Annotated in this window: 29 protein-coding genes, 1 tRNA gene and 1 pseudogene; 29 read left to right on the top strand and 2 right to left on the bottom strand. The window is 67.9% G+C overall.

Features of this window, described 5'->3' with window-relative positions; all coding sequences use genetic code 11:
• Positions 1-3: 3 nt before the first annotated feature.
• A complete protein-coding gene (locus EOD42_RS22300; protein WP_127789805.1) occupies positions 4-294 on the bottom strand; it encodes a hypothetical protein in 291 nt (96 codons plus the stop codon).
• 295 nt (positions 295-589) lie between these two features.
• Here EOD42_RS22300 and EOD42_RS22295 point away from each other — a divergent pair, with 295 nt between their 5' ends.
• The 29 genes and pseudogenes from EOD42_RS22295 (at position 590) to EOD42_RS22155 (ending at position 16,053) form a co-directional block, all read left to right on the top strand.
• The gene (locus EOD42_RS22295) at positions 590-1,099 is read left to right on the top strand and encodes a hypothetical protein (RefSeq protein ID WP_127789804.1); all 510 of its coding nucleotides are present in this window, start codon (positions 590-592) and stop codon (positions 1,097-1,099) included.
• Positions 1,100-1,200: 101 nt separating this feature from the next.
• Positions 1,201-1,617, top strand: a complete 417-nt coding sequence (locus EOD42_RS22290; RefSeq protein WP_127789803.1) for a hypothetical protein — start codon at positions 1,201-1,203, stop codon at positions 1,615-1,617.
• A gap of 131 nt (positions 1,618-1,748) precedes the next feature.
• Positions 1,749-2,045 carry a DUF2312 domain-containing protein gene (locus EOD42_RS22285; protein WP_127789802.1) on the top strand — a complete coding sequence of 99 codons (297 nt, stop codon included), beginning with the start codon at positions 1,749-1,751 and terminating at the stop codon, positions 2,043-2,045.
• A gap of 2 nt (positions 2,046-2,047) precedes the next feature.
• On the top strand, positions 2,048-2,236 hold the full coding sequence (locus EOD42_RS22280; RefSeq protein WP_127789801.1) for a hypothetical protein: 189 nt from the start codon (positions 2,048-2,050) through the stop codon (positions 2,234-2,236).
• The gene (locus EOD42_RS22275) at positions 2,233-2,673 is read left to right on the top strand and encodes a hypothetical protein (RefSeq protein ID WP_127789800.1); all 441 of its coding nucleotides are present in this window, start codon (positions 2,233-2,235) and stop codon (positions 2,671-2,673) included. Before EOD42_RS22280 ends, EOD42_RS22275 begins: the two co-directional genes overlap by 4 nt.
• Positions 2,670-3,002 (top strand): hypothetical protein, encoded by a 333-nt coding sequence (locus EOD42_RS22270; RefSeq protein WP_127789799.1) that lies wholly within the window; start codon positions 2,670-2,672, stop codon positions 3,000-3,002. Before EOD42_RS22275 ends, EOD42_RS22270 begins: the two co-directional genes overlap by 4 nt.
• Positions 2,999-3,409 (top strand): hypothetical protein, encoded by a 411-nt coding sequence (locus tag EOD42_RS22265; RefSeq protein ID WP_127789798.1) that lies wholly within the window; start codon positions 2,999-3,001, stop codon positions 3,407-3,409. The genes EOD42_RS22270 and EOD42_RS22265 overlap by 4 nt, the downstream gene beginning before the upstream one ends.
• Entirely contained in the window at positions 3,406-3,735 is a 330-nt protein-coding gene (locus EOD42_RS22260) for a hypothetical protein (RefSeq protein ID WP_127789797.1), read from the top strand. Before EOD42_RS22265 ends, EOD42_RS22260 begins: the two co-directional genes overlap by 4 nt.
• Positions 3,732-3,986, top strand: a complete 255-nt coding sequence (locus tag EOD42_RS22255; protein ID WP_127789796.1) for a hypothetical protein — start codon at positions 3,732-3,734, stop codon at positions 3,984-3,986. Before EOD42_RS22260 ends, EOD42_RS22255 begins: the two co-directional genes overlap by 4 nt.
• Entirely contained in the window at positions 3,983-4,390 is a 408-nt protein-coding gene (locus tag EOD42_RS22250) for a hypothetical protein (RefSeq protein WP_127789795.1), read from the top strand. Before EOD42_RS22255 ends, EOD42_RS22250 begins: the two co-directional genes overlap by 4 nt.
• Positions 4,387-4,692, top strand: a complete 306-nt coding sequence (locus tag EOD42_RS22245; protein WP_127789794.1) for a hypothetical protein — start codon at positions 4,387-4,389, stop codon at positions 4,690-4,692. Before EOD42_RS22250 ends, EOD42_RS22245 begins: the two co-directional genes overlap by 4 nt.
• Positions 4,693-4,697: 5 nt before the next feature.
• Positions 4,698-5,147 carry a hypothetical protein gene (locus tag EOD42_RS22240; protein WP_127789793.1) on the top strand — a complete coding sequence of 150 codons (450 nt, stop codon included), beginning with the start codon at positions 4,698-4,700 and terminating at the stop codon, positions 5,145-5,147.
• Positions 5,148-5,155: 8 nt separating this feature from the next.
• Positions 5,156-5,386 (top strand): hypothetical protein, encoded by a 231-nt coding sequence (locus tag EOD42_RS22235; RefSeq protein ID WP_127789792.1) that lies wholly within the window; start codon positions 5,156-5,158, stop codon positions 5,384-5,386.
• The gene (locus EOD42_RS22230) at positions 5,386-7,287 is read left to right on the top strand and encodes a sigma-70 RNA polymerase sigma factor region 4 domain-containing protein (protein WP_127789791.1); all 1,902 of its coding nucleotides are present in this window, start codon (positions 5,386-5,388) and stop codon (positions 7,285-7,287) included. Before EOD42_RS22235 ends, EOD42_RS22230 begins: the two co-directional genes overlap by 1 nt.
• Positions 7,284-8,072, top strand: coding sequence for a hypothetical protein (locus EOD42_RS22225; protein ID WP_127789790.1), 789 nt, complete (start codon positions 7,284-7,286; stop codon positions 8,070-8,072). Before EOD42_RS22230 ends, EOD42_RS22225 begins: the two co-directional genes overlap by 4 nt.
• A complete protein-coding gene (locus EOD42_RS22220; RefSeq protein WP_127789789.1) occupies positions 8,069-8,623 on the top strand; it encodes a hypothetical protein in 555 nt (184 codons plus the stop codon). Before EOD42_RS22225 ends, EOD42_RS22220 begins: the two co-directional genes overlap by 4 nt.
• Positions 8,620-9,192, top strand: coding sequence for a J domain-containing protein (locus EOD42_RS22215; RefSeq protein ID WP_127789788.1), 573 nt, complete (start codon positions 8,620-8,622; stop codon positions 9,190-9,192). Before EOD42_RS22220 ends, EOD42_RS22215 begins: the two co-directional genes overlap by 4 nt.
• On the top strand, positions 9,185-9,658 hold the full coding sequence (locus EOD42_RS22210; RefSeq protein ID WP_127789787.1) for an ASCH domain-containing protein: 474 nt from the start codon (positions 9,185-9,187) through the stop codon (positions 9,656-9,658). The genes EOD42_RS22215 and EOD42_RS22210 overlap by 8 nt, the downstream gene beginning before the upstream one ends.
• On the top strand, positions 9,651-10,349 hold the full coding sequence (locus EOD42_RS22205) for a hypothetical protein (protein ID WP_127789786.1): 699 nt from the start codon (positions 9,651-9,653) through the stop codon (positions 10,347-10,349). Before EOD42_RS22210 ends, EOD42_RS22205 begins: the two co-directional genes overlap by 8 nt.
• Positions 10,342-11,061, top strand: coding sequence for a hypothetical protein (locus EOD42_RS22200; protein ID WP_127789785.1), 720 nt, complete (start codon positions 10,342-10,344; stop codon positions 11,059-11,061). The genes EOD42_RS22205 and EOD42_RS22200 overlap by 8 nt, the downstream gene beginning before the upstream one ends.
• Positions 11,058-11,600, top strand: a complete 543-nt coding sequence (locus EOD42_RS22195; RefSeq protein ID WP_127789784.1) for a DUF1643 domain-containing protein — start codon at positions 11,058-11,060, stop codon at positions 11,598-11,600. The genes EOD42_RS22200 and EOD42_RS22195 overlap by 4 nt, the downstream gene beginning before the upstream one ends.
• Position 11,601: 1 nt before the next feature.
• Positions 11,602-11,853 carry a hypothetical protein gene (locus EOD42_RS22190; RefSeq protein WP_127789783.1) on the top strand — a complete coding sequence of 84 codons (252 nt, stop codon included), beginning with the start codon at positions 11,602-11,604 and terminating at the stop codon, positions 11,851-11,853.
• A 7-nt stretch (positions 11,854-11,860) separates the two neighbouring features.
• Positions 11,861-12,664, top strand: coding sequence for a hypothetical protein (locus tag EOD42_RS22185; protein WP_127789782.1), 804 nt, complete (start codon positions 11,861-11,863; stop codon positions 12,662-12,664).
• The gene (locus tag EOD42_RS22180) at positions 12,661-13,137 is read left to right on the top strand and encodes a hypothetical protein (RefSeq protein ID WP_127789781.1); all 477 of its coding nucleotides are present in this window, start codon (positions 12,661-12,663) and stop codon (positions 13,135-13,137) included. The genes EOD42_RS22185 and EOD42_RS22180 overlap by 4 nt, the downstream gene beginning before the upstream one ends.
• Positions 13,134-13,403 carry a hypothetical protein gene (locus tag EOD42_RS22175; RefSeq protein WP_127789780.1) on the top strand — a complete coding sequence of 90 codons (270 nt, stop codon included), beginning with the start codon at positions 13,134-13,136 and terminating at the stop codon, positions 13,401-13,403. Before EOD42_RS22180 ends, EOD42_RS22175 begins: the two co-directional genes overlap by 4 nt.
• The gene (locus EOD42_RS22170; RefSeq protein ID WP_164868076.1) at positions 13,396-14,643 is read left to right on the top strand and encodes a DNA-methyltransferase; all 1,248 of its coding nucleotides are present in this window, start codon (positions 13,396-13,398) and stop codon (positions 14,641-14,643) included. The genes EOD42_RS22175 and EOD42_RS22170 overlap by 8 nt, the downstream gene beginning before the upstream one ends.
• Positions 14,640-14,813 (top strand): annotated as a pseudogene (locus tag EOD42_RS26685) (helix-turn-helix domain-containing protein); the annotation flags it as partial. The gene EOD42_RS22170 and the pseudogene EOD42_RS26685, both read left to right, overlap by 4 nt.
• A gap of 38 nt (positions 14,814-14,851) precedes the next feature.
• Entirely contained in the window at positions 14,852-15,874 is a 1,023-nt protein-coding gene (locus EOD42_RS22160) for a tyrosine-type recombinase/integrase (RefSeq protein ID WP_127789777.1), read from the top strand.
• Between the two features lie 89 nt (positions 15,875-15,963).
• Positions 15,964-16,053: transfer RNA gene (locus tag EOD42_RS22155), tRNA-Ser, on the top strand.
• Here the strand turns inward: EOD42_RS22155 and EOD42_RS22150 are convergent.
• Positions 16,021-16,860: a zinc ribbon domain-containing protein gene (locus EOD42_RS22150; RefSeq protein WP_276318166.1), complete on the bottom strand. Its 840-nt coding sequence runs from the start codon at positions 16,858-16,860 to the stop codon at positions 16,021-16,023. The genes EOD42_RS22155 and EOD42_RS22150 overlap by 33 nt on opposite strands.
• Positions 16,861-16,903: the final 43 nt, after the last annotated feature.

The raw sequence follows: 16,903 nt of genomic DNA, 5'->3' as shown, positions 1-16,903 counted from the left end.
CGCCTAGGGCACCGGCTGCTCGGCGCTCAGTTCTTCTGTTGGCGCGGCCAGCCCCGCCAGCTTCTCCATGCGGTGCCGGTCGGCACGGCGAGCCTTCTCATCATCCCGGCGCTTGGCGGCATAGGCGGCCATCCAGTCGCTGACCTTCTTGAAGGTGTCGGGTCGGACCAGGCGGCCCGACCGAACCTGCGCGACGAATTTGGGATCCCCGAGCGCCTTCCTGCCAAACTGGTATGGCCGCACTTCCGGATAGGCGCGCAAGAACGTCTCAACGGCTTCAGTCATATCCTTCATGAACGAAGGATTATCCTCCATATTTAGGAGCCGCAACAAACTCTTGTTGATTTCCTTCTTGGAAGGGGTATTGCTGCACAGCAGGATTTCCCCGACTTAATCCCCCGTGACGGGAATAATCCCACGAAGAGGATCCAGCATGAGGCCGCTTTCTCTGAAGCGTGGCGCAAGTCCAGACCGCGTAGCGCTTGTCGAAGCCGCGCAGAAGGCTGGGCTATCGCTAAGGCAGCTTTCCGCGTCCATCGGCCGCGCAGAGAGCTACCTTGGCCAGTTTGTTCAGCGTGGATCCCCCCGGGTGCTGCCACCACACGAGCGCCGCGACCTGGCGCAGCTTCTCTCTATTCCAGAGGAACTGCTTGCAGGGCCTGGCGCCAAGATGCTGCCAGATTCCATTGCCGGCCGGCCCGCGCCGGAGCGGCCAACGGCCGACCGGCCAGCCGCCGCCAGCCGCTGCTCGAAGATGATGGGCGCGCAGGTGGAGCACATGCGCGAAGGCGCTGGCGGTAGCGAGCGCTTTCCGCTGGCGGAGACCCTGGAAGGCGTGACGGAAAAGGCCGTCGCCATCACCCTGACGCGCCAGCATGGCGTGCTCCTTCAGCCGCGCAGCGTGCTGATCTGCGAGCCGACCGACAGCGCGAAGCTGGGTGATTTGGTCGCGCTGATCGCAGAAGGCGAGCTCGAAAGCGTCGGGGTGCTGATCCCGAACACGGGCGGCGCCGGCCAGGCAGTCCTGGAAGGCAGCGAGAACGCGCGCCCTGTTGGCGACGGCCAGCTTTGGCGGATTCGCGCCATTCGAGCTGCCTAGGCACCGCTCGGCGTCCCGAGAATGGACTAAACGCAGCGTCATTGCTGGCGCGCTGCGCGCGGGCTTACGGCTGGGGCTCATCCCCCACCGGAGACCCCAGCGTGAAGAAGACCATCCCGCATAGCGATGCGGCGATCATCCACATGACCGAGCGCCTGATGGGCATGCAGGCCTGCCAACAGGCCGTGCTCGCCATCTCGCCGGTCCAGCCCGACCATTCGCCGCAGGCGCCGGCGCTGGCGGCCATCAAAGGCGTCATCCTCTCCCTCACGAACGATGTCACCCGCCGTGCGCTGCGCGTCGCGGCGCAGCAGGGCGTCAATCTGGCTACCCATGAGGTGGTCGGCGTATCCGCTTCGGACATTACCTTGTTTGAAGAGGAAGCCGCCGGAGGCAATCCGAAGCCCCCCGAGGCCGAGGCCGCAGACTCGGCGTCACCAGCGGCGCCGGAGACTGGCCCCGAGGCAGCGCTCACCACGGAGGAAACGAAGCCGCCGTTGCCGGAAGCTGGCTGTTAACCGCCAGTTAAGAGTTTGAAGGAGGATTCGGCGCCATTGTCATGAGTTATGGAGGAAAATCCGCCATCGCGCTTGACTGACTTCAAATCCTTCCTCTATGAAGGCTCATATCCCCCATGGAGTGAGGGAATATGAGTCAGACCGATTTAGAAGACGACTACCTCGGCGGGCGCAACCCGGAGAACACCCGCAAGGGTAATCTCATCGCGGCAGAACGCCTCCGTTCCCTGGTGGAGCGGATCGAGCGCCTTCTGGAAGAGCGCGCGGCAATCGGTTCTGACATCAAGGACATCTACGCCGAAGCCAAGTCCGCCGGCTTCTGCCCGAAGACCATCAAGATCATCGTCGCGCAGCGGAAAAAAGACGCTGCCGAGATCGAGGAGCTGGAAACGCTTCGCGATCTGTATCGCCGCGCGCTGGGCATGTGACCGTGAACGCGCGCGCAGCCTCCTCCTTCGTCTCCATGGTCACGATCGCCCTGACCCTCCTCGCGGGAGTGGTGGCGATGACCACGGACAACCGCCGCACCGCCAGCATGGCCTTCGCAGCAGGCTTCCTGCTCATCGCCCTCAGCCTGGCGGCCTCCATCACCCTCATCATATCGGGAGCCTGGCCATGAAGATCCCCGCTTTCCTCACTGGAAGGCTGGCGCGCCGACTCGCGCCCGTCCTCCGGCAACCGGAACACATCGTCTCCGGCGGCGCCTACTCGCCCGCCATGCGCGCCTGGCGCCTGCTGCCGCAGAACTCGGTGATCAACATCACCGTTGAGGAGGTGATGCGCCAGACCGAGACCCGGACGCACTCGGGCCTCGGCCTCTCCATCGTTCTGTACGGCGTGTTCGCCTCCGGCCGGGCGGGCGGCCCGAACAGCACCGCCTTCGGCCCCGGCGACATTATGCCGCGCTGCCGCAGCCACCACTGTCGCCTCACACCCTGCGGTGACGCCGCCCGCCTGCTGACCATCGGCTTCGGCCGAGGGCTGCCGACCGCCACCACCGCTTCCCGCGCCATCGCGCGTGCGGCCGGGCGCCTGATGGGGGCTCGCATCGGATGAAACAGGCCGCACCCGCCCTCAGCACCTACATCATGGAAACCGCCGATCCCACGGTGACCTTCGCCTTGGCACAGCAGATCCGCGCGCTGCTCTATGGCCAGCATCTGGGGACGGTTTTCTCAGCGCTGGCCCTGTCCACCGCCGCCACCATCAAAGAGCGGGCCATGCCGGGCGTGGACGTGCTGGATCCGGCGGTTGCGCCGGACGCCATGGTCGGCGCTGCCGGGCTTCTGGTCCGGGAGCACCTTCGTGCGCTCGCCGGTGGCCATGACATGGCCGTCACTGCCCGCCAGGCGGCTCGCCTCGGCAAGCCGAAAGGTGCCGCATGAGCCCGGAAGAGATGAACGCCTTGTTCCTGGCCGTGGCAAACGCCACGCCCGCCGAGCGAGCCGAGCAGATTGCCGCGCTGTCTCAGCGGATCCAGGCAGCGTCGTCGGAGGAGCGCGTTCTTCTGGCGCGTAACCTCGCGGAGTCCTTCGGGGTGATGTGCGAGTGGCCTCGCGTCGATGGAGCGATCCGGGCGGTGGCCGATTTGCTGCGGTCATTCGGCCTCCCGGGCAACGAGGCGCTGATGGCCATAACGGCGGCGTGCGCGCTGGTGGCCAGAAGCATTGGGTTGGCCGGTGATGATGGGTTCCAGGCCATGGTCGCGGCGAACCTGATCGAGCATTCGTTCGGCTTCATCCACAAGAAGCCGGCTGAGCTCGAATTTCCGCCCACGGTCGGTTCAGCATGACCGTCCGATTTCCGCCGGCAGAGGCCAAGCGCCTCGCTCAACTGGCCATGGCCGAAGTCGATGGTGCGACCCTCGCCAGCATCGTGAAGGCGTTGGGCGATGTGGTCTATCCGAAGGCCCACGGCTTTCCCCGAGGAGCCGCCATCTGCGCCGTCTGTGCCATGCTGGGTGAATTGCTCACCATGGGCGAGACCGGCAACTCGGCAGATCAAGAGTTCGCCGTCGCCGCGGAGATCATCCTTTTCTACCGCGACCTGTTCGCCGAAGAGCCGAGCCCCCAGGCCATCGCGCTATCCGCCGCCACACCCACGGCCGGTTCCGCATGAGCGGCACGGTGCTGATGCTCGCCTACCTGTGTCAGCCGCCCGCCGCGCCGTCGCGCGCCATGCTCTGCGTGGCCCGCGAAGTCACCGCCTCAACCTGCCACGAGGCGGCCGCCATCACCGAAGCCGGCCTCCCGCCTGACCGCACCTGGCACATGGTCGCGTGTCTCGCCGGCCCGGTCTTCACCCCCCGTCCAGCCACCACCGCGCCCGCCCCCGCAAGGCGCCCCGCACAAGGCAACAGCCGACCGTGACCACCGAGAATTCCACCGCTCCCGCCGCCGAGCCGGGGGCGGAGCCCATCCTGCCGCCCGTGCTCGACGCTGAAGGCCGCCTCATGCTGCGCATGGTGCAGCACTGGATCGAGGGCGTGCACGCCGAGCCTACCACCTTCGTTCCCCAGGCCTGGGAAGCCAGGATGACGCGCCTTCAGGAGCTGCACGCCGTCCTCTACAGCAAGCTCGCCCCCGAAATCCGCCTGCGCGACAGCGTGTTGGCCACCATGACGCACTTCATGGCGCGGCCGGAGCAGATGGGCGCGCCCTACGATGCGTGGCTGGCCGTTACCCAGCAGATGCTGGCGCAGCTTGTCCACGAGCTGGGCGGCGAGATCGGCGCCTATCTGGCCGCCACCGAGCAGCAGGCGAAGGTCCAGTGAGGACCGTCGCCCGCCTTCTCCGGGAACTGGTGCCTCCCACCGCCGTGCTGCTGGCCGCCGCCCTGGTCCTGGTGCTGCTGCTGTCGGCCTGCCGGCCTGATGGCGCCGCGGACGGCGAGACCGCGTTCAGTGAGCGAACCCGCCTCCATGAGGAACAGCGCGCTGCGGTCATGCGGCGCCAGGTTCCCACGCATGTCGGAGGCGTTGATGGCGTCCGCCTCTACCGCGTGCGCGAGCCGGAAAGCCGCCGCTTCATCTACTTCACCTCCGCCGGCTGCATGGCCGCGGAACTGCCCCGGTGAATGCCATGTCACCCCTCCCGCCGAGGAAGAACGCCCTGGTGATCGCGGATCTCGCCCAGCGCATCGCCGATGACGCCTATGCGCAGGGCCGGCTCTCGATGGCGATGGAGATCCGCCGTGCCATGGCAGCCGAGCCCGCCGCGCCCGTGCCGCGTCACGGCATGAACCCGATCGACGCCATCGCCTTCCGGGCCATGTGGCACGGCCGCGCCAGCCTGGCCGAGATGCAGGCCGAGTTCGGCTTCCCCAACGAGCGTGCCGTGTCGAACCGCGCGCACGCCATGGGCTTCGGCCCGCGCTTCCGGCGGCACGTCGATGCCACCGCCTTCACCCATCTCTGGGAAACCGGCGTCGCTGCCGACGCCATGGCCGAAGCCCTCGGCATGGCCAACGCCCAGAGCGTCAACAGCCGCGCGCACGCCCTCGGCCTGCCGCCCCGCGCCAAGAACAAGTGAGACCTCCCATGGACAACCCCACGGCGGCCTTGAGCATGCCGCATCCGTTGACGCCGATCAGCGTCCAGGACCGCTACGCACTGATGCGCACGGCCGAGCTGTTCCGCCAGGAACAGCGCACCACCCGAGCGCCGGCGGACAAGGAGGTCATCGGCGCGATCGCCGAATTGACCGACGCCATGAGGCGCGGCGACGCCGGTGCCTTCCATCGCAACCTTTGCAGCATGTGGTTCCGCTGATGCGCCGCACCTATGAGCGTTTCCGCACGCAAGCGGAGCTTCGCGCCTACGCCGCCGGTCTTCGCGAGGGGCTGCTGGAAGGCCGCCGCCAGATGCGCGACATGGCCAGCTATCTGACCAGCGATCTGGAAACCGACGCTGAGGCGGCCGAGGAGGCCGCTGACCGGATGGACCTGGACGCGCGCCAGGCTGAGGAGCGTAGGGTGGAGGCGCACGCGAGCGCCACCGCTGCGGATGGGCTGCTGGCGGGCTTCACCGGCACGCCCGAAGACTTCTCCGGCTTCGCCGCCGGCAAGGCACCCGAGGCACCCGAGTTGGGCCCGTTCACGCCGAGCGCCGCGCCGACCCTGCCTGACGATGCGCGCCTGGATCGCTGGCGCGACGCGAACGCCGAACTGCTGAACAAGGTGCCTGCCAACAGGAGCCCGCCTGCCATCCCGGTCCAGGTCAGCGAGCCGCCGTGCGCAGCCGTCGAAGTGGCGGCGCTGATGCCGGAGGCGGTCAGCCCGCAGCGTTACGCCCCCGACGATGTGCTGGTGACGATCGGTGACACCGGGATCGTCACTGGTGACGGCGAGCTGTCACTCCCCGTCATGACCGAGGAGGAACGCAACGCCTTCGTCACCGCGTGGCACCAGACCGACGCCAGCGACATCCAGCCTCTTCGGTATGTCTTCGACACCCCTGCTGTCGAGCCGCTGGCCGGGGCGGAAGCCCAGCTTTCCATCGCCGCTGAGGTGGATCCCCTTGCCTGGTCCGGCAACGAGGTCGCGTCCGAGCTGGCGCCGATGATCGAGACCCCGCCGACCGAAGAACCGGCCACCGGCGAAGTCGCCGCCATGGCCGAGGCGGAAGAGGCAGGCCCCACCGCCGAGCCGTGCGAAGCGGGAGAGGATGAGCCGGGCGAGCTGCTGCTGATCGAAGATGCGCCTGCGGCGGCCGAGGTGGCCGCGGTGGAAGCACTGGCCAGCGTCGAGGAGGCGGCCGCCGCGCCGGCGGCTGAGCCCGCCGCTCCCGAGGAGGCTCAGGAGCTCGTCGCGCACGTCGAGCCCGAGGCTGAAGCGACCCTCGAAGCGCCATCTGACCCGGACGCGCCGCCCGCGCCTGGGCCGGTGCCGGAGGCAGCGCCCGTGGCCCCCCAGCCGCGCGCCGAGCCGACGCGTATCCCCGAGAGCTGGGCCATGTCCGACGAGCTGCGCGGCTACGCCGATGGCCAGCAGCTCGACGCTGACCTGGAAGCCCACGCCTTTCGCCGCTTCTGGCTGACGGAGGTGAGCCACAAGGCGCAGAAGCTCGATTGGGATGAGGCCTTCCGCGTCTGGTGCCGCACGGCAGTTGGGCGCCGCAACCTTGAGGCTTCGGCGAAGCGCCGTTCTGCCGCGATGGCAGAGCGCCAGGCGAAGCGGGCGGCCGAGCAGGATCCTGGCGATGCCGCTGCCGCGCCAGCGTCCGTCACCAGCATCGAGATCCAGCAGGCGCCGCCGCCGGCAGCAGCGCAAGCGCGCAGCGTCACCGATCTGACGCCCGCCGAGCGCCGGGTGATCCAGGGGCTGTTCGAGAAGGGCGATCCCGTGCCCGGCATCGCGGAACGGTACGGCGTGACCCCGCTGGCCATTCGCAGGCTGGCCGAGACGAGCAAGTGGAAGGTGGGTGGCGCGCCCAAAGCTGCCGCGCCGAAGCCCTCGCCGGCGGCCGCGCAGACGCCGGTGGTGCCCAAGGGCGGCCCGCCGCGCGGCATTGAGGACGGCGACCCGGATCCCGATGATCCGGCCAACCAGCAGGATTTCGCCGAGGCCACGGCCATCGTCCGCCGTGGTGGGGGCGGGAGAGATCTCCGGAAGAAGTTCGGGTGGTCCGTGGCCTATTCCCGCGACTATGCCGAGTGGGCGCGCGGGAAATGAACGCCGCCACCGCCCGCAAGGAGGCCACCTCCATCAGGCTGATGGCGCGCCAGATCCGCGCCGTCAGGAAGGGCACGCTGCGCTTCGTCCTGATGCCCGTGACGGTGCCGCCCGCGCCGACCAGCAGCGCGGTGCACCCGCCGAAGCACCCCGCGCCATACCTGGACGCCTACTGCAACGGCCGGGCCAGCGAGCTGAACCCGCGCCGCATGAGCCGGCACTGGTGCTGGTGGACCGTCGATGATCGGCAGTGTCTGCCGGTGTTCCCGGTGCTGGCCGCGCCCGGCGACCTGGTGTGGGTCAAGGAGACCTGGGGCTTGGTCTGGCCGGAGGAGAACCCGGTGCCGGCCGACGAGTGCCGGCTCGAATTTCGGGCTGACCTGCCGCCCGGCTGCACCGATTATCCGGGCCAGTGGCCCGCCGACGAAGCGCGCGAGATGGGCGAGGGCCCGCGCTGGCGGTCCAGCTCCTCAATGGGGCGGCCCTACAGCCGGCTCACGCTGCAGGTGCTGGCCGTGCAGGTGCTTCGCCTGGCCGACATCACCGAGGAGATGGCCCAGGGCATGGGCTTCCCGGAGCACCGGGGCGGCTGGGTCTCGGACCTTCCCTGGACCGGGCCCGTGCTGCCTTCCGCCCATGCCGCGCTTCGGTGGAGCATGCCGGGCGCGACCGCCGATAGCTGGATGTGCGCCATGTCGGTGCGCGTCATCCCCCACAACATTGACGCGCTGATGGATGCCGATCTGGCCACCACCGCGCCCGCAGCCGCGGAGCCCGTCGCATGAGAACCCCGCCTATCCCGCCGCTGGACGCGGGCACCGTCATCGCCAACAGGTCGGCTACGCTCGGCAGAACCGATGTCGAGGGCACCATTGATGGCACCCCCTTCCATCTGCGGTCGCGCCGCGGGCAATTCGTCCTTGGCGTCGGGTCGGAGGCGGAGAACGACCCAGCGTTCCGCCTGAGCAGACCCCATTTCCCGGTGCCGGCGGACATCCGCTGGCCTACCCCTGACGAGATGGACCGCGCGCTGGCGCAGGGGGTGCACCATTTCCGGCAATGGCGCCGGCACCACTATCAGGAGAGCCAGCGCGCCAAGCTGCTGTGGTGCGTGAACGTCCTCGGGCCGGATGATGTGCACGCCGCCGAGAATTTCGAGCATGCGGTGTGGCTCTGCAACCAGCACAACCAGTTCAACTCCGCCATCAATAAGGCCGAGCACGACATCCTGCTGCTGGCCATCGTCATCCCCTGGCCTTGGGACCGGGAAGCGCACGCCGCTGACCTGATCAAGACGCGGGAGATGTTCGGGCCGAAGGCGGTGGCCGGATCATGAGCTGGACCCCGACCGCCTTCCCCTTGGCCTGGCCAGACGGCTTCCCGCGGACGCCGGGCGGGCAGCGCGAGCGCTGGGCTGCCCGCAACGACCCTTCGCTGACCAACGCGCTCCGCGAGTGCCAGGCAGAGCTGGGGCGCTTCGGCGCAAGCAACGTGGTGCTGTCAAGCGATGTCACCCTGGGCGTGGAAAGCCCTCGGGATCCCGGCGTGGTGGCCTACTGCACCCGGAACGGGCTGGCGATCGCCATCCCGTGCGACCGCTGGAACAGCGTCGCCGGGAATCTGCGCGCCATCGCGAAGTCGATCGAGGCGCTGCGCGGCCTGGAACGCTGGGGCGCGAAGCACATGCTGCACCGCATGTTCACGGGCCTGACTGCGCTTCCGCCGCCGGAGGCCTGGCGCGCCGCGCTCGGCCTGGCGCCGGGCGCCACCCTCGCCGACGCAGAGGAGGCTCATAGGCGCCTCGCCCGCGCAGCGCATCCGGACAAGCCCGGTGGCAGCCACGATGCCATGGCCCGGCTGAACGCGGCGCTGGCCAATGCGCGGAAGGAGCTCGGGCATGGCTGACACGATCCCCGCCATTACGGTCTGGCAGCCCTGGGCCACGCTGATCGCCCTGAAGCTGAAGCCGTGGGAGTTCCGCAAGTGGCCGGCGCCGAAGAGCTTGGTCGGCAGGCGCCTGGCCATTCACGCCGGCGCGCGCCCGATGAAGAAAGACGAGCTGAAGGAGCTGCTTCTGATGCTCCGCAAGGAAGGTGAGATGGGCACAGGTCTCGAAGTCGAGCCCTCCATCGAGCTGCTAGAACGCTGCCTTGCCGGCCTGGCGCTGCCGCTCAGCCACATCGTGTGCACCGTTCGCCTCGGCACGCCCATCCTGGCGAGCCAGTTGCCGGCCAGATACGTCGATAGCGACCGGATCAACCACCAGATGTTCGCCTGGCCGATGGAGGAGGTGCGGGCGCTGGAACCGCCGGTCCCCGCCACCGGCGCGCAAGGCTTCTGGAATTGGAAGGGGGCCGACGCTCATGGCTGACCACTCCATCAACATGAGCCCTGACGAGGTGATGGCGCTGCTGGACGGCCGCAAGACCATGGTCCGGGCGATCATCAGGATCATGCCGCGCGTTCGCGCCAAGGTGGGTTCGGGCAACCTGAGCTCGTGGGAGCACACCAGCCTCGGGGGCGTGGGCGTCTTCCGCATCGTGCGCGGCGAGCGCGTGGAGGTGCCGAGCCTTGTCGGCATCCACCATCCGAAGACCGCAACGTGCATTCTGGCACCGTTCCAGCAGCGCGACCGGCTGTGGGTGCGCGAGCCGTGGGCCGTCCATCACAGCTTCGACGGGACCGATGCGAAGCGGTTGCCGGCCACCCCGGTCAACTACCTCGCCGGAAGCCCGGAGCTCATCGAGGCGCAGGTGCGCCGCCCCGACCGTATGCCGCGCTGGGCGTCGCGCCTGACCCTGCATGTCGAGAGCGTCCGGTGCGAGCGGCTTCACGACACCACGCTCGGCGAGATCTGCGCCGAGGGCCTGGCGCGCAGCATCTACGACTTCAAGCCGGTGACCGCCGGCCTGGCAGCGTGGAAGGCTCACTGCATCGAGCGGCTGGGCGCCGCGACCTGGGAGGAGAATCCTTGGGTCGCCGCGGCCAGGGTCCGACTGGTGAAGCGCAACATTGACGCGCCCGCGCCCGCCACCGCGCCTGTGGAGGCGGACCATGGCTGACTACCCCATCATCTTCAGCGCCCCGATGATCCTGGCCCTGCTTGCCGGCCAGAAGACGATGACGCGGCGGCTGGCATGGTCGGACTACTCGCCCGAGCCGCCGAAGGAAGGGCAGCCGGCCCGCGCGGTCCCGCGCAATGTCGTGGTGCTGCTTGGGAGAGCCGGCAGCTTCCGACCCTCGGTCTGGCAGAAGGTGAAGCCAGGCGACCGCCTATGGGCGAGGGAGGCATGGAACCTCTGGTATGGCTCGCGCGACGGCGAGGAATGGTGGCCAGCCCGCACAATCCCGAAAGAGGATCCACGCCTGGACGAAGATGCGCGCGGGCACAGCTGCGTGGATTTCCCGGTGGGATCCACGAATGGCGGGACGGATGCCGGAAAGGGCCCCTGGCGCGCACCCTTCTACCTCCCGCGCTGGGCATCGCGCATCACCATGCTGGTTGAAGAGGTCAAGCGCGAGCCCCTTCACCGCATCAGCACCGCGGACTGCCTGGCGGAAGGGGTGAAGATGATACGCCCCAACTGCTTCGTGGTTCCGGGCTTCGGATATGACCTTTGCGGCCTCTGCCACTCTTCCCCGCAGGCGGCGCTTTCCGCCTTCTGGGATGAGCTACACGGACCTGACGCTTGGGCAGCCAACCCCGAGGTGGTCGCGATGGCTGGCCGCGTCGAGATCCGGAACATCGACGCTCCGGCGAAGGTGGCGGCATGAGCGAGCTGCTGATCCCGAAGGAGGGCTACACGGCCCACCTCAGCACCTGCGGCACCTATCGCTACACCCTCGGCCGGGTGAAGTCGGGGGTGGCAGCCATCCGGCGCCCGGGCGTCTCCTGGATCATGCTCAACCCTTCGACGGCCGACGCGGCGCAGGACGATCCGACCCTGCGGCGCGTCATGGCCTTCTCATGGGCGTGGGGATTCAGCTCCCTGGTGGTGGTGAACCTCTATGCGCTGCGAAGCCCGCAGCCCGAGGCCCTGTGGACCCACCCCGATCCGGTCGGGCCGGTGAATGACGAGTGCATTCAGGCAACGCTGTCCAGAAGCGAAAGGGTGATCTGCGCCTGGGGCGCCCATGCCCGGCCGGACCGCGTGGCCCGCGCCCGCGAGCTGATCGCGAAGGCCGAGGTGCCCGCCTTCCATCTTGGCCTGACCAAGGGCGGCAAGCCCCGCCATCCCCTCTACATCCCCGGCGGCACCGAGCTGCTGCCCTGGCCGCCCCAGCCGGCCACCACCGCGAAGCACGAGGCCTGACATGGCTCATCCCGAGAAATTCTGGCTGGTCTGGTGCCCGACTGGCCAGCGCCCGCCTTCCCATCGTCATGACACGGAAGAGAGCGCGGAGCGGGAGGCCCGACGCCTGGCGGAGCGGAACCCCGGCAGGCCCTTCTTCGTGTTGGAGGCCCTGAAGGTTGCCGCAGTCCGCGGCCTGACCGTCACAACGCTCAACAGCCCGGCGTCGGAACAGGGGGCAACCCCTTCCTACGACGATGGCATACCGTTCTGAGGGCGCCATGCGATCACAGGACATCTGCGACGCACTGCGTCGCCGCTACCCAGCCGGTGAATGCGTGCTCGTCTTCGAGGTGGCAGACGGCACCGGCTTCAATGTGAAGCGGCACGCCGATGCCGTGATGATGAACATGTGGCCCAGCCGTGGCCTCAGCATCGAGGGCTTCGAGATCAAGGTCTCCAAGCAGGATCTGAAACGCGAGCTGCTGGAACCGGCGAAGGCTGAGGCGATCGCGCAGTATTGCGACTGCTGGTGGCTGGTGGTGCCGCAAAGCATGTCGGTGGAGCCGGACGATATCCCGGTGGCCTGGGGCCTGATGAAGGTCGGCGCCGACCTGAAGATCACCGTCAGCCGTCAGGCCGCCCGCCACCAGCGCCAAGACATCCTGCCCCGGCATTTCGTTGCCGCGCTGCTGCGCGCCGGCCAGGCCATTCAGGTGCGGAGCCATGATGCGGCGGTGCGTGAGGCCGTCGAGCGCGAGTTGAAATGGAAGATGGACGCCGCGAAGGAGCGCCTGGAACGCGGCGCCACCGGCGCCGAGAGGATATCGGCCATTCTCGACGCTGCCGGCGTTCAGATCGACGGCTGGAAGAACACCCCCGAGAAAATGGCGGAGACGCTGAAGCTGCTGATGAAGGTGCAGGAGGTGACGCCTGGCGCCTTTACGCACGCCGCCGCTGCGGAGGCGCATGCGAAGGAGGCGGCTGCGGCTACGGCGGAGATGTTCCAGTCCCTCGGCATCGAGCTGCCCCCAATCCCAGCCTACTACCTCCCTGAGAAACCCAAGAAGCGGAGCAAGCCATGATCGGCCGCCACCGCAAGGCATATGAGGTGCGTGCCTCCTCAGCCGATGAGCCGGATTGCGTCTATGCGCCAACGGCAGCCAAGGCCAAGGCACAACTCGTGTCGAGGATGGAAGACTGTGGCTGGTCAGGGAACCTTTGGGCTGAGTTGAGTGCCCGCCGGCTGCCCGAAAGGGACGTGTGGTTGTCCCACCCTCATCCCGTCCTGGAACGCCTTACCGACGACGAAAAGCATGCCATTGCCCACGCCTATGGGGTGACAAGCCGCAACCCCGGCTACCGCGACCACTTCGCCACCCATGCCAGCGACATGACCCTGCTGCGCCTCGCCTACGAGGAGCTGATCTTCACGCCGCCGGCCGCCAGCCGCATGAACCCCAGCTTCCTCGATGGCACGCCCGACATGGTGTTCTTCTACCTGACCGACCTGGGCAAGGCGGTGGCGGCCAGCATGGTGGAGACTTACCCGCGATGACGCCGCTCCCCTACAGCACCATGACCCTGGACCAGGCGAAGGAGATCAACAGCAGGCTGGTGCAGGCCTGGATGATCCGCGAAGGCGTGCAGGAAGGCGAGGTGCCGAGCTTCAGCGGCATCGCTCTTGCCGACGCCATCGACGCCAGCCGGATCATGGAGATGCACCCGGGCGAGCGCCTGGCGAACGGCCACACGCGCCACACCTGCCATGTTGACCTATCGCGGATCCCGCAGCTCTTCGCCTGGGCGGTGGCACATGGATAACGCCACCACCGCCCGCCGGCCGGCCATCGAGGTGATCCATGCCGACTGCGTGGATGTCATGGCGCGACTGGCCGAGCAGGGTAGGGTGGTGCACGCCATTGTCACCGACCCGCCCTATAACCTGACCAGCATCATCGACCGCTTCGGTGGCGATGACGCGGTGGAGACCCCATTCGGCTCGGATGGCGCCTTCCAGCGCATCTCGCGCGGCTTCATGGGTAAGACCTGGGACACGGACATCGCCTTCCGCAAGGCGACTTGGCGCCTCGCCTGGGATCTGCTGCCGCCGGGCGGGCATCTGGGCGCCTTCGGGGGCACCCGCACCTGGCACCGGATGGCGGTGGCGATCGAGGATGCCGGATTCGAGATCCGCGACTGCCTGGCCTGGCTCTACGGCTCCGGCTGGCCGAAGAGCCATGACGTGTCGAAGTCCATTGTGAAGCTGCTCGGGCCAGGCCCGGTGGCGGCGCAGTGGGAGGGGTGGGGCACCGCGCTGAAGCCCGCGTGGGAACCCATCGTTCTGGCCCGCAAGCCGATATGGTCCAGCGTGCCCCGGAACGTGCTGCGCTACCTGACCGGCGGGCTGAACATCGACGCCAGCAGGGTGCCGCTCGCGCCCGACGATCGGCTGCACCAGGGCGTGAAGGGCGACGGTCAACCCGTTGAGCGCGCTTCTCGTGAAGGCGAATGGGGCTTCCGTGCCGTGGACCGGCAACCGGGCCTTGATCGCTGGCCTGCCAATGTGCTGCATGACGGCTCGGATGAGGTGGAGGAGGCGTTCGCCGCCTTCGGCGCCGACAAGGGCGCCCGCGCGCCGGTGCGCGGCGACGAGCCCAGTGCGACCACCAAGAATGCTTTCGGAGACCGGAAGCGGGTTTCCGGCGCCTTCCACGGCGACCGCGGCACCGCCAGCCGGTTTTTCTATTCGGCCAAGGCCGGGGAGAACGACCGGGCAGGGAGCGAGCATCCGACCGTGAAGCCTCTCGCTCTCATGCAGTGGCTGGTGCGGCTGATGACACCGCCTGGCGGGACCGTCCTGGATCCGTTCAGCGGCAGCGGCAGCACCCTGGAAGCTGCCTTCCGGGAGGGCTTCGACGCCATCGGTATCGAGGCGGACGCCACCTACTACGGCGACATCAAGCGCCGCTTGGCCGAGCGCTGCGGTGGCGAGGTTGCCCTGGCCCGCCCGCCGGCCGCGCCGCCGGCGAAGGTCAGCGCCGGACCCCTCTTCGACCTATGAGCAAACCTCTTCCCGCATCACCTGCGCCTGAAGACGAGCGCCGGATCCAGACGCCGGAGGCCGCCCGGCTGATGGGCGTATCCCGGCGGATGGTCGCTAAGCTGATCGCCACCGGCAAGCTGCCGGCATCGCGCATCGGATCTCGGTGGACGCTCCGTGCATATGATGTGAAGGAATACATTGTAACCCATGGAGCGGTTCCCAACGAATGGCAACACAACAGCCTCAACTCCCTGACAACACCTTTCTCAGGGGCGACACGATCTGGGCCCGGATCCAGGTCAATGGTCGAGAAATCCGGCGGTCTCTACGCACAAGTAGTCCGAAAATCGCAAAAGGGCGCGTCGAAAAGCTCCTGAGGGAAGCAGAGGAGATCCGCGCCGACCCGGTGAAGGCGGAGGCGGAACAGAAACGGACCTGGGAAGAGGCGGTCGAGCGGTGGATGAAGATCGACTTCCCGCGCCTCCGGCCGGCTACCAGGCGCCGCTACGAAGCCTCCATCCGCATGCTGGACCCTGCATTCGGCGAGCTGACCCTGAAGCAGATCACCAAGGGCAAGCTCAATGACTTCATCGCCGAGCGCATGGGCGCGGGCTGCAGCCAGGCGACGGTTCGCCGTGACCTGGCCGTGGCCAGCCGCATCTTCAAGGTCGCGCGCCGCGCGGGCTGGATCGAGTACGACCCGGTGCCCGAGCAGAAGGACGGGCTGGTGGAGACGCGGGAGCCGATCAAGCCCGTTCGGCTCCGCGAGCTGGCCACCGTGATCCTCCGGATGGAGCTGACCAACCCCGGCTTGGCCGCCCTGTCGCGGTTCGCGGCGAAGACAGGCTGCCGGCAGGAGGAGGCGGCGAGCCTTGAGAGGGGCCAGGTGAATTTCACCGCCGGCACCATCACCTTCGCGCGGACGAAGACCAAGGCGCCGCGTGTCATCGAGATGAGGCCGAGCGTCCGGCGGCTGTTGATGACGTGGTTGGGCCAGCCTGGCCGGTCTGACCAGCCCGTCTTCCGGAATCGGGACGGCGAGCGATTCAACCAAGTGGCGAACCGCTGGAGAGAAGCCCACGCGCGCTGCGACGTGGCCCATTTCCGCTTCCATGACCTGCGGCACACCTTTGCAATCCGGTGGCTGCAGAAGGGCGGTTCGATCTATCGGCTGGCGCGCTGGCTCGGGCATTCCACGGTGCGCACCACTGAGGTATATTCCGCATGGCTCGTTGATCGGCCGGAGTGAAGATCTTCCCTCAAGGGGGTCGGCACAAAAGTCGGCACAGTGATAAGACTACACAGCGGTTTTTTTCTTAACCCGCTGATTTTACGAGTGGACAGGTGGCCGAGAGGTTGAAGGCACCGGTCTTGAAAACCGGCGTAGGTGTGAGCTTACCGTGGGTTCGAATCCCACCCTGTCCGCCATTTCAGTCCCATAGTGGGCACGCCGATTGCCGCCGATTTCCCACCGGAAACCGCCGTCAGGGTTCGCAGCAATTCTCCCTTCGATCCCATGATGCGGATATGGCTTTCGCCGACCTCGACGCGCTGGGCGAAGGCGCGCAGGTGATCCCGCCGATAGCCGCCCCCGTCCTGCCGGAGCCGCTTGCGGGCCGAGGTCGCGAACTTGCGCAGCGCGGCCGGCGTCACGGCCATCTGGCCGGAGCTTTCGAGCTGCGCCTGCGCCCGCTCCGAATCAGCCTGCGCCTGATCGCGCAGCGCGCGCAAGGCGACGACACGCTCCTTCAGCGCCGGGTCGTTCAGATCGGCGACACCTGATTCGATCGCCTCGTAGAGACGCTTCAGGCGCAGTTCGGTCTCGGCCGCGCGCCGGTTCAATTCGGCGATATGCTCGCGTCGGCGATCGGCCCGCTCCTCACGCCGGTCGAGGATCGAGGCCAGTATCTCCTCCAGCCGCTCGGGCTGGAGCAACCGGTTCTCGATATGATCGCAGACGATGGCGTCGAGCTGCGGCATCGGGATCGAGCGGCCGGAACAGCCGGTCTCGCCCTGCCGCGCCTTGATCGAGCAGGTGTAATAGCGATAGCGCCCGCCCTTGCCGGTGCGGATCGTCATGGCCCCGCCGCACTTCTCGCAGAAGCAGATGCCGGTCAGCAGGGTCGGCCCGCTGACGACACGCGGTGGCGTGTGACGTGCCCCCCTGAGACTCCTCCAAAAATAACTGGAGTCCGCCCGACCCAAGGACGGACGAATGAAGCGATCACGGTTCACGGAAGAGCAGATCATCGGGATCCTGCGCGAGCAGGAGGCCGGC

The organism is Rhodovarius crocodyli, from assembly GCF_004005855.1.
Classification (GTDB): Bacteria; Pseudomonadota; Alphaproteobacteria; order Acetobacterales; family Acetobacteraceae; genus Rhodovarius; species Rhodovarius crocodyli.
This window is presented reverse-complemented; position numbering and strand designations above follow the sequence as displayed.